Source organism: Pseudomonas oryzihabitans (genome assembly GCF_001518815.1).
Lineage (GTDB): Bacteria > Pseudomonadota > Gammaproteobacteria > Pseudomonadales > Pseudomonadaceae > Chryseomonas > Chryseomonas oryzihabitans_E.
This window is the reverse complement of the sequence record NZ_CP013987.1, coordinates 860157-873657: the sequence shown is the minus strand read 5'-3', so window position 1 is coordinate 873657 and position 13501 is coordinate 860157. Positions and strand designations below refer to the sequence as shown.

Sequence of the window (13501 nt, the reverse complement as noted above, 5' to 3'; positions counted from 1 at the left end):
CGGTTCGTCCGCGCCCTCTCGGTAGACGTCGAGCATGAACTACACCCTGAACTTCGCCCCCGTGTGGCAGAACCTGGATCACCTGCTGGCCGGGCTCGCCCTGGGTCTGCAGCTGGCCCTGGTGGGCATCGCCATCGGCTGCCTGATCGGCCTGGCCACCGCCTTCGCCCTGCTCTCGCGGATGCGGGCGCTGCGCTGGCTCGCGGCGGGCTACGTCACCCTGGTGCGCAACACCCCGATCCTGGTGCTGATCCTGCTGCTGTACTTCGCCCTGCCCAGCGTCGGCATCCGCCTGGACAAGCTCAGCTCCTTTCTCATCACCCTGGCGCTCTATGCCGGGGCCTACCTGGCCGAGGTGTTTCGCGGCGGCCTCATGGCCATTCCCAAGGGCCAGCGCGAGGCGGGCCTGGCCATCGGCCTGCGCGAATGGCAGATCAAGGCCTACGTCATCATTCCGGTGATGCTGCGCAACGTCCTGCCGTCCCTCTCCAACAGCTTCATCTCCTTGTTCAAGGACACCTCCCTGGCAGCGGCCATCGCCGTGCCGGAGCTGACCTACCAGGCACGCAAGATCAACCTGGAAAGCTACCGGGTCATCGAGACCTGGCTGGTGACCAGCGTCCTCTACATCCTCACCTGCTACGTCATCGCCCTGCTGCTGCGCCAGCTGGAGCGGCGACTGAGCCTGACCCGCTAGGAGCCCGAACGTGTACGAAGCCCCCTCCTGGTTCCTGGAATTGTGGAACGCCCGCCAGACCCTGGCCGCCGGTTTCGCCACCACCCTGGCCTGTTCGCTGCTGGCGGTGCTGGGCGGTACCCTGCTGGGTACCCTCGGCGGCCTGGCGCTGACCTACGGCCGCTGGCCACTGCGCCTGCCGTTCCGCCTCTACTCCGACCTGATCCGCGGCACCCCGGTGTTCGTGCTGGTGCTGGCCTGCTACTACATGGCTCCGGCCCTGGGCCTGCGGCCCACGCCCTTTCAGGCCGGCACCGCGGCCCTGCTGCTGTTCTGCGGCTCCCATGTGGCGGAGATCGTCCGTGGTGCCCTGCAGGCCATCCCGCGCGGTCAGCACGAGGCGGCCAAGGCCATCGGCCTGACCTTCGTCCAGAGTCTCCAGGAGGTACTGCTACCCCAGGCGCTGCGCCAGATCCTGCCGACCTGGGTCAACGCCTCCACCGAGATCGTCAAGGCCTCCACCCTGCTCTCGGTGATCGGCGTGGCCGAACTGCTGCTCAGCAGCCAGCAGGTCATCGCCCGCACCTTCATGACCCTGCAGTTCTATCTGTTCGCCGGACTGCTGTTCTTTCTCATCAACTTCGCCATCGAGCGGCTCGGCCGCTACCTGGAAAAACGGGTGACCCTGCCATGACCGCTGCCAACGACCCCTTGCTGAGCATCAACGGCCTGCACAAGAGCTTTGGCGAGGTAGAGGTGCTCAAGGGCATCGACCTCAGCCTCTACCGTGGCGACGTGGTGACCCTGATCGGCTCCAGTGGCTCGGGCAAGACCACCCTGCTGCGCTGCGTCAACCTGCTGGAAGACTTCCAGGGTGGCAGCATCCAGCTGGCCGGCGAGGCCATCGGCTACCGCGAAGACGGCGGTCGCCGCCAGCGCCTGCCGGAGCGCGAGGTCGCCCGCCAGCGTTCGCTCACCGGCATGGCCTTCCAGCAATTCAATCTGTTCCCCCACCTCACCGCCCTGGAAAACGTCACCCTCGGCCTGCGCAAGGTCAAGAAGATGGGCAAGGACGAAGCCATCGCCCTCGGCGAGCAGTGGCTGCGTCGGGTCGGGCTGCTCGAACGGCGCGACCACCATCCCGGCCAGCTCTCCGGCGGTCAGCAGCAACGGGTGGCCATCGCCCGCGCCATCGCCATGAACCCCAGCCTGATGCTGTTCGACGAACCCACCTCGGCGCTGGATCCGGAGCTGGTCGGCGAGGTGTTGGCAGTGATCAAGGACCTGGCCCAGGATGGCATGACCATGCTGCTGGTGACCCACGAGATGAGATTCGCCTATGAGGTCTCCGATCGCATCGTCTTCATGAGCCAGGGTCGCATCGAGGAGCAGGGTCCGCCGCGCGAACTGTTCGAGCGGCCCCGCTCCACCCGTCTCGCCGAATTCCTCGGCCGGACCTCCTTCTGAATCATCCCCCGCTACAGGAGCAACACCATGAGCATCATTCGTTACGGCGCCGGCGAACGCGGCGCAGGTGGTCAACCCCTCCCCTTCGCCCGCGCGGTGGAAGCCGATGGCTGGCTGCACGTCTCCGGCCAGGTGGCCATGGAGAACGGCGAGATCATCGATGGCGGCATCGTCGCCCAGACCCACAAGACCATGCAGAATCTGATCGCCATCCTGAACGAGGCCGGCTACGGTCTGGAGCACGTGGTACGCGCTGGCGTCTGGCTGGACGATCCCCGCGATTTCTGGAGCTTCAACAAGGTGTTCGCCGAGTACTTCGCCGGCAACGCTCCGGCGCGCGCCTGCGTGCAGTCCTCCATGATGGTGGACTGCAAGGTCGAGATCGACTGCATCGCCTACAAACCCAAGGCCTGAGACAAATCACACAGATGACCGAACCTACCCGCCAGAGAGCCCGCGGCCTGGACCGCGCCTTCGACATCCTCGATCACCTCAAGCGGGTAGGTCGGCCGCTGCGACCCAACGAGATCGCCGCCGGCCTGGGCATTCCCAAGTCCACCGTCTACGATCTGGTCGGCCTGTTGCTGGAGCGGCACATGCTCGATGCCGTGGGCCGCGACGGTCAGGTCTACCTGGGCCGCGAGCTGTACTTTCTCGGCCAGGCGCACATGCGCCACTTCGACCTGGCCCGCGAGGCCGGGCTGCTGCTGGACGACATTGTCGCCCGGACCCGCGAGACCGCCCAGCTGTGCCAGCTCAACGGCCGCAAGTACACCGTCTCGCTGATGAAGGAAGGCGCCCGCGCCTTTCGCATCTCCTCCAACGTCGGCGAGGACGCGCCCATTCCCTGGACCGCCTCTGGCCGGTTGCTGCTCGGCCATCTGAGCGACGCCGAGATCCTCGCCCTGATCGATCCGGACGACTTCATCCTGCCCGATGGCAGCCGCCTGCCGCCGGCGACCTTTATCGCCGAGATCCGCAGCGCCTGCGCCGAGGGCTTCTTTTCCTTCGACAGCATCGCCGACACCTACACCCACTGCTTCGCCGCTCCGGTGCAGGACACCAGCGGCCTGTGCATCGCCACCCTGTGCATCGTCGCGCCCCGTGCCGACGCCCAGGCCCACCATGCCGAGTACCGCCAGGTGCTGGTCGACAGCGCTCGCCGCCTGTCCCAGCGCCTGGGCGGCCAGGAGAATCCATGACCGCTCTACATGCCCCCGAGAAAGGCGCCGCCAACCCCGGCGACAGCCTACTCCGCGACATCGCCCTGCCCGCCCTGGTCATCCACCAGCGGGCGCTCGATCACAACATCGCCTGGATGCAGGCCTTCGCCAGCGACCGCGGCGCGCAGCTGGCGCCCCATGGCAAGACCAGCATGGCGCCGGCGCTGTTCCAGCGGCAGCTGGCGGCCGGCGCCTGGGGCATGACCCTGGCCACCGCGATCCAGACCCGCGCCGCCCAGGCCCATGGCGTACGCCGGGTGCTGATGGCCAACCAGCTGGTTGGGGCGCCGAACATGGCGCTGATCGCCGAGCTACTGAGCGCCGACCCTGATTTCGACTTCCATTGCCTGGTGGATCATCCCGATCAGGTCACGGCCCTGGGTGCCTTCTTCGCCGAACGCGGCCTGGCGCTGCAGGTGATGATCGAATACGGCGTGCCTGGTGGGCGTTGCGGCTGCCGCAGCGAAGCCGAGGTGCGCACCCTGGCCCAGGCCATTGCCGGGCAACCGGCGCTGCGGCTGACCGGCATCGAAGGTTACGAGGGCGTGATTCACGGCGCCGAGGCAGTGACCGACATCCGCGCCTTCGCCGATTCCCTGGTGCGTTTGGCCGAGGAGTTGCGTGGCCAGGGCGCCTTCTCCCTCGATCGGCCCATCGTCACCGCCTCGGGCTCGGCGTGGTACGACCTGATCGCCGCCGCCTTCGATCGGCTGGAGGTACGAGAACGTTTCCTGGCCGTCCTGCGCCCCGGCAGCTATGTGGTCCATGACCACGGCATCTACCGCGACGCCCAGGGCGGCGTCCTGGCGCGCACCGGCCTGGCCGAGGGCCTGCAGCCAGCGCTGGAGGTCTGGGCCCACGTGCAGTCGCTGCCCGAACCCGGCTTTGCCATCCTGGCCCTGGGCAAGCGCGACGTCGCCCATGACGCCGGCCTGCCACTGCCGCTACGCCGCTACCGACCCGGCCAGGCGGGCGCTGAAGCCGTCGACATGAGCGGCTGTACCGTCACTGCCATCATGGACCAGCACGCCTTCATGGTCGTCGCGCCAGGTACGGAGCTGGCCATCGGCGATATCGTTGCCCTGGGCACCTCCCATCCTTGCCTGACCTTCGACAAGTGGCGCCAGGGCTGCCTAGTAGATGACAGTCTGCAGGTGATGGAGACCTTCGCGACCTGCTTCTGAGGCGCTAGGGCCGCAGCTCGCCTTCTTCCTCGCCATCCCAATAGCGGATGCGCTCGGCATGCACCTTGATGAGGATCATGCCGGGCGTATCGGTGCCCTGGGGAAACCAGCGGTTCAGGTTCTTGGTCCAGTGCGCCTCGAACTGCGCCTTGTCGCGGATCAGCTCGGCGCGGCCCTCGATGCCGATGAAGATCCCGGGCTTGCCCAGCAGGCTCTTGCCCTCGCTGAAGCTAAGGCCCACCGCCGGATCCTGTTCGATGTCGCGGATCTTGGCGGAGTCGTCATAGGCGTAGAACCAGGAATCGCCGTCGTACTCGACGTCGCCATTGTTGCTCATTGGCCGGCTGGTCAGGCGCCCGGTGCCGGTGGTCAGCATGCAGAAATCCAGATTGCTCATCGCTTTGGACAGGTCGTGCAGGGTCTTGTCGGCCATGGGGGTCGCTCCGGTGGGATGGGCGGTGTTGCCCGTCTGAATTCAGACCCGAAACTGCCGCCGCTTGGTTCCGATGCGCAGGCACCGACCCGGCTTTTCGGACGGGCTGCGCTGCCGACCTCAGGTCCCCCGCGGCTTGGCTCGCGCCGTCGGTTCGGCGATCAGCGGATCGTCCGGCCAGTAGTGCTTGGGGTAGCGGCCCTTGAGGTCCTTCTTCACGTCGAGGTAGGTGTTGGCCCAGAAGCTGGCCAGGTCCTGGGTGACCTGCACCGGACGCCGCGCCGGGGAAAGCAGGTGCAGCTTGACCGCCAGGCGCCCGCCGGCGATGCGCGGGGTATCGGCCAGGCCGAACAGCTCCTGCAACCGCACCGCCAGCACCGGCGGGTGTTCGCCGTAGTCCAGGCGGATGTTGGAGCCGGAGGGTACCGCCAGGGTGCGCGGGGCCAGGTCGTCCAGCTGGCGCGGCAGCGGCCAGGGCAGCAGGCCCTGGAGCATGGCGGCCAAGTCCAGATTGGCGAAGTGGGCCAGGCGGGTGACACGGTCCAAGTAGGGCAGCAGCCAATCTTCCAGGCTGGCCAGTAGGGCCGCGTCGCTGACGTCCGGCCAGTCGCTCGCCTGCTTCTGCTGCAATTCCAGCTGGCGCAACAAGGCTACCCGCGCCTGCCACTGGCGCAACTCCGGCGTCCAGGGCAGCAGCTCCAGGCCTTTGCGCCGCACCAGCTCCAGCAGCGCGCGGCTGCGGGTCGTGGCGTCCAGGTTCTTCAGCGGCTCGCGACTCAGCACCAACTGGCCGACCCGGCGCTGGCGCTCGGCGCGCAGGACGCCTTCGCGCTCGTCCCAGTCCAATTCATCGTGACTCACGACCTGCTCGGCCAGCGGCCCCTCGAACAATGCTGGATCCAGTTCGGCGGCCAGGTAGATGCGCTCCTCGCGCTGCCCCTGGCGACTGCCCAGGTCGACCACCACCAGCCAGGGCGACTTCATCAACCCATCCGGCTCGCCAAAGCTGGCGGCCCGGCCATTGGCCAGCCGATAGTCCTGGCCGCCGGCCTTGCGCTGCTGGGCGATGCGATCCGGATAGGCGCAGGCCAGCAGGGCGCCCGTCCAGCGCGGGTGTTCGGGATCGGCCACCGGCCGCTCGGCCTTGCCACGCAGCAGGCCGCGGTACTGACGGACCAGCTGACGAATGCGCGCCACCCCGCCGCGCGGGCCGCGCCCTTCGCCGGCCAGGAGCAGCAGACGGGTATGCAGGTCGGCGCCCTGCCCCGGCGCCAGGTCGCGTTCGCCCAACAGTGCGGCGATCTCGCAGGCGCGCTCGGCCAGGCCCCAGGCCTGACCACGCAACAGCAGGTACGCCAGCCGTGGATGGGCCGGCAGACCGCTCATGGCCTGGCCGTGAGGGGCGAGCACGCCCTGGTCGTCCAGGGCACCCAGGCGCATCAGCAGGTCGCGGGCCTGGGCCAGGCCCGCGGCGGGCGGGGGATCGAGCCAGGCCAGCTCCTCGGCGCTCATGCCCCAGCGGGCCAGTTGCAGCGCCAGCCCGGCGAGGTCAGCCTGGAGGATCTCGGCGCTGTCGTAGGCCGGCAATTGCTGGTGCAGTTCTTCCGACCAGAGTCGATAGCAGACACCCGGCTCTAGGCGGCCGGCGCGGCCCTGGCGCTGGGTAGCCGAGGCGCGGGAGATGCGGCGGGTGGTCAGGCGGGTCATGCCGCTGCCGGGATCGAAGGCCGGCACCCGCGCCAGACCTGCATCCACCACCACCCGTACCCCTTCGATGGTCAGGCTGGTCTCGGCGATATTGGTGGCCAGCACCACCTTGCGGCTGCCCACTGGCGCCGGCTCAATGGCCGCCCGTTGGGCCGCCAGCTCCAGCTCGCCATGCAACGGGCAGAGCAGCACCGCAGCAGGCAAGTGATCCGCCAGCCGCTCGGCGGTGCGGCGGATCTCCGCCTGCCCGGGCAGGAACACCAGCAGGCTGCCGGACTCCTCGTCCAATGCCTGCAGCACCGTGGCGGCCACCCGCACCTCCAGGCGTTCGTCCTGGCCGAGCGGTCGACTCCAGCGGGTCGTGACCGGAAACATCCGGCCTTCGCTACGCACCACGGGCGCATCACCAAGCAGCGCGGCCAGGCGCTCGCCTTCGAGGGTGGCGGACATCACCAGCACCTTGAGCGGCGTATCGCGTAGCAGCTCGCGCCCGCTCAGGGTCAGCGCCAGGGCCAGATCGGCGTCCAGGCTGCGTTCATGGAATTCGTCGAAGATCACCAGGCCGACACCGTCCAGCGCCGGATCGTCCTGCAGCCGGCGGGTGAGGATGCCTTCGGTGACCACTTCGATGCGGGTGCGCGGCCCTACCTGGCTTTCCAGGCGGATGCGATAGCCCACCGTCTCGCCGACGCCTTCACCCAGTTCCGCGGCCAGACGCTCGGCTGCGGCGCGGGCCGCCAGCCGTCGGGGTTCGAGCAGCAGGATGCGCTGACCGGCCAGCCAGGGTTCGCCCAGCAGCGCCAGGGGCACCCGGGTGGTCTTGCCGGCGCCGGGCGGCGCTTCCAGCACACAGTCATCACGGCGGGCGAGGGCCTGGCGCAGGTCGGGCAGGACAACATCGATGGGCAAGGGCGTCATTGGGCACGGCCGGTGGTCTCAACGGGGCGGGCAGTATAAAGCGTCTCGCCCGCCGTGATTCCGGCCGCTATAGTGGCGGCCTCATCCAACCGGAGGTTGTCTATGTCGATGCGTACCCGCGCGGTGTGTGGCGTCCTCGCCGCCGCCCTGTTCACCCAGCTGACCGCTTGCGGCTCCCTGTTCTACCCCGAGCGCCGCGGCCAGATCACCGGCAGTGGCCGTATCGACCCGGGCATCGTTGCCCTCGATGCCATCGGCCTGCTGTTCTACATCATCCCCGGCCTGGTCGCCTTTGGCGTGGACTTCGCCACCGGTGCCATCTACCTGCCCGAGAACCGCCGTGCCGAGGTGGATCCGGCCGAGCTGAACAAGGCGATCAACCCGGACGGCAGCGTCGATCGCGCACGCCTCAAGGCCATCATCCAGCAGGCCACCGGCCATAACCTGCCGCTGGACGACCCGCGCCTGCTGCAACGCAGCGGCAACACCGAGCAGCTCGCCAGCCTGGGCCTCGCCCCGCACGCCTGATGAGCGATCCGCACCGCACCGAGCGGCTGTTGCGTCGCGCCACGGCCGCCTCGGTAGCCGTGGCGACGACGCTGATCCTGGCCAAGGCCGTGGCCTGGTGGTTCAGCGGTTCGGTCAGCTTGCTCGCCGGCCTGACCGATTCGCTGCTCGACGGCCTGGCCTCGGTGTTCAACCTGCTGGCGGTGCACTACGCCCTCAAACCGGCGGACGACGACCACCGCTACGGTCATGGCAAGGCCGAGTCCCTGGCCGGTATCGCCCAGGCGGTCTTTATCGGCGTCAGCGCCGTGCTCATCGCCTGGCAGGCCATCGGTCGCCTGCAACACCCCGAGCCCCTCGGCGCCCATGCCCTGGGCATCGCCGTCACCCTGTTTTCCCTGGCCCTGACTGCCATGCTGGTGGCCTACCAGCAGCACGTCATCCGCCTTACCGATTCCACGGTGGTCCGCGCCGACGCCCTGCACTATCGCTCCGACCTGCTGCTCAACGTCGGCATCCTGATCGCCCTGGCGCTGACCGGCTTCGGCTGGTACTGGCTGGATCCACTGTTCGGCCTGGCCATCGCCCTCTACATCCTCTGGAGCGCCTACGGCATCGCCCGTGACTCCTTCGGCGTGCTGATGGACCAGGAACTGCCCGCCGACATCAGCGAGCACATGCTGCAGCTGGCCTGCCAGGTACCTGGCGTGATCGGTGCCCATGACCTGCGTACCCGTCTCTCCGGCAATCACTGGTTCGTGCAACTGCATCTGGAGCTGCCGGGGCAGATGAGCCTGTCGCGCGCCCATGTGCTGTGCGACGAGGTCGAGGCGGCCATCTGCGCCGAATACCCCCAGGCCGAGGTGCTGGTCCACGCCGATCCGCTGGATGCGCCGGACGTCCCCCACCGTCATCCCCTGCCGCCCGCCACCTGAGCGGAACCCGGCGCCGCTGCGTTCTCTCGAATCTGCAAGCTTGATTCGGAGAGCGTTCCAGAGAGCGCCGGGAGATGACCATGAATACCCTGCACCCGGTCGCGCGCCTTGCGGACCTGCGTGAAGACCGCGGTACTGCGGTCGAGATCGAAGACACCACCATCCTGCTGCTGCGCGTCGGCGACGAGGTGCGGGCCTTTCAGGCCAACTGTCCCCATGCCGGCGCCCCGCTGGCCGAGGGCGCCGTCTGCCAGGGGCGGCTGGTCTGTCCCTGGCACAAGGCGAGCTTCGCCGTGGATGACGGCAGCCTCTGCGAACCACCCGCGCTGGATGCCCTGCAGCGCTACCCGGTGGAGGTGCGCGATGGCGAGGTGCTGGTCGGTACCGAGCCACTGCCCGCACAAGCGGCCGAAATCCAGCGTGACGAGCGCCTGTTCGTCGTCGTTGGCGCCGGCGCCGCAGGCACGGCCGCCGCCGCTGCCCTGCGTGAGTTCGGCTTTGGCGGCCGCCTTGTGCTGATCGGCCAGGAACCGGGCGAGCCCTATGATCGTACCGCCCTGTCCAAATTCGTCCTCCAGGGCGACAAGGCCCCAGAAGAGGCTCCACCGCTGCGCGATGCCGACTTCTTCCGTCAGCAGCACATCGAACGCCTGCACGCCGAGGTGGTGCGCCTGGATGCCCAGGTACGCCAGCTGGAACTAAGCAATGGCCAGACCCTGGACTATGACGGTTGCGTACTCGCCACTGGCGGCGAGCCCAAACCCCTGGCCGTGCCAGGCGCCAACCTCCAGGGCATCCACCTGTTGCGGACCCGCGCTGACGCGGCCGCCATCCTGGCCGACCTGCCCGACGAGGGCCGGGCGGTGATCATCGGTGCCAGCTTCATCGGCCTGGAAGCCGCCTCCGCCCTGCGCAAGCAGGGCCTGGCAGTGGACGTGGTCTCTCCCGCCTCCCTGCCCTTCGTCAAACAGATGGGCGAGACCCTGGGTCAGCACTTCAAGACCCTGCACGAGGCCAATGGCGTCACCTTTCATGCGCCCCACGAGGTGGTGGGCTTCGAAGGCGAAGGTCAGGTCCGGCAGGTCAGACTCAAGGACGGTACCCGTCTACCTGCCGATGTCGTGCTGGTAGGCACCGGCATCGCTCCGGCGACGGCTTTCCTCGCCAACCTGCCTCTGGCGGACGATGGCAGCATACCGGTGGATGCCCAGCTCAAGGCCGCGGAAGGCCTCTACGCCGCTGGCGACCTGGCCACCTTCCCCTATGCCGGCCGGCCCACCCGGATCGAGCACTGGCGCCTGGCCCAGCAGCACGGCCGCCTGGCTGCGCGTAACCTGCTCGGCCAGGCCGAGGCCTATGCCGACGTCCCCTTCTTCTGGACCCTGCACCACGGCAAGCGTTACGAATACCTCGGCCACCCCCGCCAGTGGGATGACATGCACCTCGACGGCAGCCTGGGTGACCAGACCTTCGTCGCCCTGTTGCTGGCCGAGGATCTGGTAGTGGGTGTAGTCGCCTGCCAACGAGAGCGTGCCACCGCGGTGCTGAGCCAGCTCATGCGGCAGCCTCTGACGCGCGCTCGCGCCTTGGAGATTCTGGCCGCGTCCTGATCCAACCAGGACGCGCTCGGGTGACCGGGCACGTCCTCATTGGACGGATAGCCAGCTTCTAGGCGCTCAGTTCTTGCCATTGAACATGTCGGCGAACATCTGCTTGTGGGCGGCGTAGTAGTCGGCCACGACCTTGTCGGCGGAGCTCTCGCGTGCCTGCAGCATCAGCTGCTGCAAGTCGCCGTCTGGCAGATGGTAATGGGCGAAGAAGGTGGCGATCTTCGGATACTCGGCCGGAAAATCCTTGCGTGCGATGGCATGGATCTGCTCCGCCGTACCGAAGACGCCCTTGGGATCGTCGAGATAGCGCAGCTTCCACTTGGAGAACATCCAGTGCGGGCTCCAGGCATTGATCACCGACCACTTGCCACGCTTCAGATTGCGATCCATCTCGGTGAGCATGCCGACCTCGGACGAGGCGACGATCTTGTAGCCCTTGAGCTGGTAGACGTCGAAGGCTTTCTCGGTGAGCTTGTACTGGCCATTGCCCACTTCCGAGGAGAGGATCTTGCCCTCGAGCTTGGCCCGCACCTCAGGCTTTTTCAGGTCCTCGACGCTGGAAAGTTCGCTCTTGGGAATGGAGTCGGGTACCGCCATGCCCAGCTTGCCCTCGTAGAGCACGCCCAGATCGGTGAGCTTGTCCTTGTGCTTGTCGACGAACACCGCATGGGTGGTAGGCAGCCAGACCATGGGAATGAGATCGATGCTGCCATTGGCCATGGCCTGGAACTGGATGCCAATGTCGGCCTGCACCATCTTCACCGGCAGCTTCAGCTGGTCCTCGATGGCGGCCTGGGCGAGCTTCGCGGTGATTTCCGCATCCGACCAGTTGACCCAGCCGATGCGGACCGGTCCCTGGGCAGCGTGAATACCCTGGCTGGCGACTGTCAGGCCCAGCACGGCGACCAGACCCAGGACCTTGCGTTTGATGTTCTGTGCAACATTCATCAGCTCTATCTCCGGCGTTTGTAGTGTTGTTGTTGCTGGCAGTATCAAGTCGAAGAACGCGTTGTTGTTGAGAGGGGCCAGGCCTGCTCCCGCACGCCCGGGTCTTGAGGAGGGCCCGCTACAGCGCACGTTCCAGGGCCGGCAGGGCTTCGAACAGATCGGCCACTAGGGTGTAGTCGGCTACCTGGGTGATGGGCGCCTCGCCATCCTGGTTGATGGCGACGATGACCTTGGAGCCGCTCATGCCTGCCAGATGCTGGATGGCGCCACTGATGCCCACGGCCAGATAGAGGTCAGGCGCGACATGCTTGCCGGTCTGGCCCACCTGCAGGTCGTTACCCGCAAAGCCGGCATCCACGGCGGCACGGGAGGCTCCGACAGCGCCGCCCAGTCGATCGGCGACTCGCTCGACCAGGGCGAAATTCTCCCGACTGCCCAGGCCACGCCCACCGGACACCACCACGCGCGCACTGCCCAACTCGGGCCGTGCGCTGGTGCTGAGCACCTCGCTGACGAGACGACTCGCGGCCGGTGCCAGCGCCTCCTCCAGCCGCACGATCGGGCAAGGCGTCGCGCATCGCTCCGCCTCGGCGAAAGCGGACGCGCGCACGGTCAGGATTCGCACCTCATCGAGGGATTCGACGCAGGCGATGGCATTGCCGGCATAGATCGGTCGGCGGAACACCGTCTGGCTGTCGATGGCGATGACCTCGGCGATCATCCCGACATCCAGCAAGGCAGCCACGCGCGGCAGGACGCTGCGACCCTGGGTGCTCGCCTCGGCCAGCACATGCCCAGGACGGCGTCCCGCCAGCCTGGCGATCAGCTCGGCCAGGACTTCGGGCGCACACGACTCGGGGGCCTCGGCCACCAGCACCCGCTCCACCCCGGCGAAGGCTGCAGCCTGCTCTGCTGCGGCGCAAGCGCCCGGCCCCATCAGCAGTAGCTCGATCGGTTGCGTCAGCTCCCTGGCCGCCATGATGACGTTTGCCGTGGCGGCCTTGAGCTGGCCAAGGTGATGTTCGACGACGATCAGACTGGACATCAGAGCACTCCTGCACGCTGTTTGAGGTGGCTGACCAGCTCGTCGACGGACTGGACCCGGATGCCCGCCGTCCGCTGGATCGGGGGCTGCACGCCCAGCAGGCGGGTGTGGGTTCTGGTCGCAACCCCCAGGGCCGTGCCATCCAGCACCTCCAGGGGTTTCTTCTTGGCCTTCATGATCGCCGGCAGCGAGGCATAGCGAGGCTCGTTGAGCCGCAGGTCGCACGTCACGACGGCGGGCGAACGCAGCGCGACGGTCTGGCGCCCGCCATCGATCTCACGCTCGACGATCCATTCCCCTGCTGCATGGCTCAAGGCCGAGGCGCAGGTGGCCTGGGGCAGGCCGGCGAGCTGCGCCAGCATCTGGCCAGTCTGGCTGTTTTCCTGGTCGATGGCCTGCTTGCCGAACAGCACCAGGTCTGGGCGCTCGCGCTCGACCACCCGGGCGAGCGCCTTGGCCACGTTGAGCGGCTCCAGGGGGCCTGGCAGCTCTACCAGCAGCGCTCGGTCGGCCCCCAGAGCCAAGGCCGTGCGCAACTGCTCCTGCGCAGCGTTGCTGCCGACCGTCACCACCACGACCTCCTGGGCGACGCCCCTTTCCTTCAGGCGGATGGCCTCCTCGACGGCGATTTCGCAGAAGGGATTCAACGCCATCTTGACGCCGGTCAGCTCGACGTCGGAGCCGTCGGCCTTCACGCGAACCTTGATGTTCGGATCGATAGCGCGCTTCACCGCAACGAGCACTTTCATCGTCTCTCCTGGGGCTATTGAGGCCATGCCAACCACCGGCAATGGGCCAATCCTAGCCACAGCCCATCACCTTCGGCAAGAGAAATGTACACGACAGAT

14 protein-coding genes are annotated in these 13501 nt (G+C 67.6%); 9 read left to right on the top strand and 5 right to left on the bottom strand.

Annotation, left to right across the window (positions count from 1 at the left end):
* Positions 1-34: 34 nt before the first annotated feature.
* The 6 genes from APT59_RS04030 to APT59_RS04005 are packed head-to-tail and all read left to right on the top strand — an operon-like array spanning position 35 to position 4550.
* A complete protein-coding gene (locus APT59_RS04030; protein ID WP_059313670.1) occupies positions 35-697 on the top strand; it encodes an amino acid ABC transporter permease in 663 nt (220 codons plus the stop codon).
* A 10-nt stretch (positions 698-707) separates the two neighbouring features.
* Complete coding sequence (locus APT59_RS04025) at positions 708-1370, top strand: amino acid ABC transporter permease (protein ID WP_059313669.1); 663 nt, start codon at positions 708-710, stop codon at positions 1368-1370.
* A complete protein-coding gene (locus tag APT59_RS04020; protein WP_059313668.1) occupies positions 1367-2143 on the top strand; it encodes an amino acid ABC transporter ATP-binding protein in 777 nt (258 codons plus the stop codon). The genes APT59_RS04025 and APT59_RS04020 overlap by 4 nt, the downstream gene beginning before the upstream one ends.
* A gap of 27 nt (positions 2144-2170) precedes the next feature.
* Positions 2171-2557: a RidA family protein gene (locus tag APT59_RS04015; RefSeq protein ID WP_059313667.1), complete on the top strand. Its 387-nt coding sequence runs from the start codon at positions 2171-2173 to the stop codon at positions 2555-2557.
* Between the two features lie 14 nt (positions 2558-2571).
* The gene (locus tag APT59_RS04010) at positions 2572-3345 is read left to right on the top strand and encodes an IclR family transcriptional regulator (protein WP_059313666.1); all 774 of its coding nucleotides are present in this window, start codon (positions 2572-2574) and stop codon (positions 3343-3345) included.
* Complete coding sequence (locus tag APT59_RS04005) at positions 3342-4550, top strand: amino acid deaminase (protein WP_059313665.1); 1209 nt, start codon at positions 3342-3344, stop codon at positions 4548-4550. Before APT59_RS04010 ends, APT59_RS04005 begins: the two co-directional genes overlap by 4 nt.
* A 4-nt stretch (positions 4551-4554) precedes the next feature.
* Here APT59_RS04005 and APT59_RS04000 read toward each other — a convergent pair whose 3' ends face one another.
* Positions 4555-4983 (bottom strand): pyridoxamine 5'-phosphate oxidase family protein, encoded by a 429-nt coding sequence (locus APT59_RS04000; protein WP_059313664.1) that lies wholly within the window; start codon positions 4981-4983, stop codon positions 4555-4557.
* Between the two features lie 120 nt (positions 4984-5103).
* Positions 5104-7608, bottom strand: a complete 2505-nt coding sequence (gene hrpB / locus APT59_RS03995) for an ATP-dependent helicase HrpB (RefSeq protein ID WP_059313663.1) — start codon at positions 7606-7608, stop codon at positions 5104-5106.
* A 102-nt stretch (positions 7609-7710) separates the two neighbouring features.
* Here hrpB and APT59_RS03990 point away from each other — a divergent pair, with 102 nt between their 5' ends.
* The 3 genes from APT59_RS03990 to APT59_RS03980 all read left to right on the top strand — a co-directional run bounded on the left by APT59_RS03990 (position 7711) and on the right by APT59_RS03980 (position 10660).
* A complete protein-coding gene (locus APT59_RS03990; protein WP_059313662.1) occupies positions 7711-8136 on the top strand; it encodes a hypothetical protein in 426 nt (141 codons plus the stop codon).
* Positions 8136-9050 (top strand): cation diffusion facilitator family transporter, encoded by a 915-nt coding sequence (locus tag APT59_RS03985; RefSeq protein WP_059313661.1) that lies wholly within the window; start codon positions 8136-8138, stop codon positions 9048-9050. The genes APT59_RS03990 and APT59_RS03985 overlap by 1 nt, the downstream gene beginning before the upstream one ends.
* 80 nt (positions 9051-9130) lie before the next feature.
* The gene (locus tag APT59_RS03980; protein WP_059313660.1) at positions 9131-10660 is read left to right on the top strand and encodes an apoptosis inducing factor family protein; all 1530 of its coding nucleotides are present in this window, start codon (positions 9131-9133) and stop codon (positions 10658-10660) included.
* A 66-nt stretch (positions 10661-10726) separates the two neighbouring features.
* Here APT59_RS03980 and APT59_RS03975 read toward each other — a convergent pair whose 3' ends face one another.
* The 3 genes from APT59_RS03975 to APT59_RS03965 all read right to left on the bottom strand — a co-directional run bounded on the left by APT59_RS03975 (position 10727) and on the right by APT59_RS03965 (position 13402).
* Positions 10727-11608, bottom strand: coding sequence for a glycine betaine ABC transporter substrate-binding protein (locus APT59_RS03975; RefSeq protein ID WP_059313659.1), 882 nt, complete (start codon positions 11606-11608; stop codon positions 10727-10729).
* 118 nt (positions 11609-11726) lie between these two features.
* Positions 11727-12653 carry an electron transfer flavoprotein subunit alpha/FixB family protein gene (locus tag APT59_RS03970; protein WP_059313658.1) on the bottom strand — a complete coding sequence of 309 codons (927 nt, stop codon included), beginning with the start codon at positions 12651-12653 and terminating at the stop codon, positions 11727-11729.
* On the bottom strand, positions 12653-13402 hold the full coding sequence (locus tag APT59_RS03965; RefSeq protein ID WP_059313657.1) for an electron transfer flavoprotein subunit beta/FixA family protein: 750 nt from the start codon (positions 13400-13402) through the stop codon (positions 12653-12655). Before APT59_RS03965 ends, APT59_RS03970 begins: the two co-directional genes overlap by 1 nt.
* Between the last annotated feature and the right edge of the window lie 99 nt (positions 13403-13501).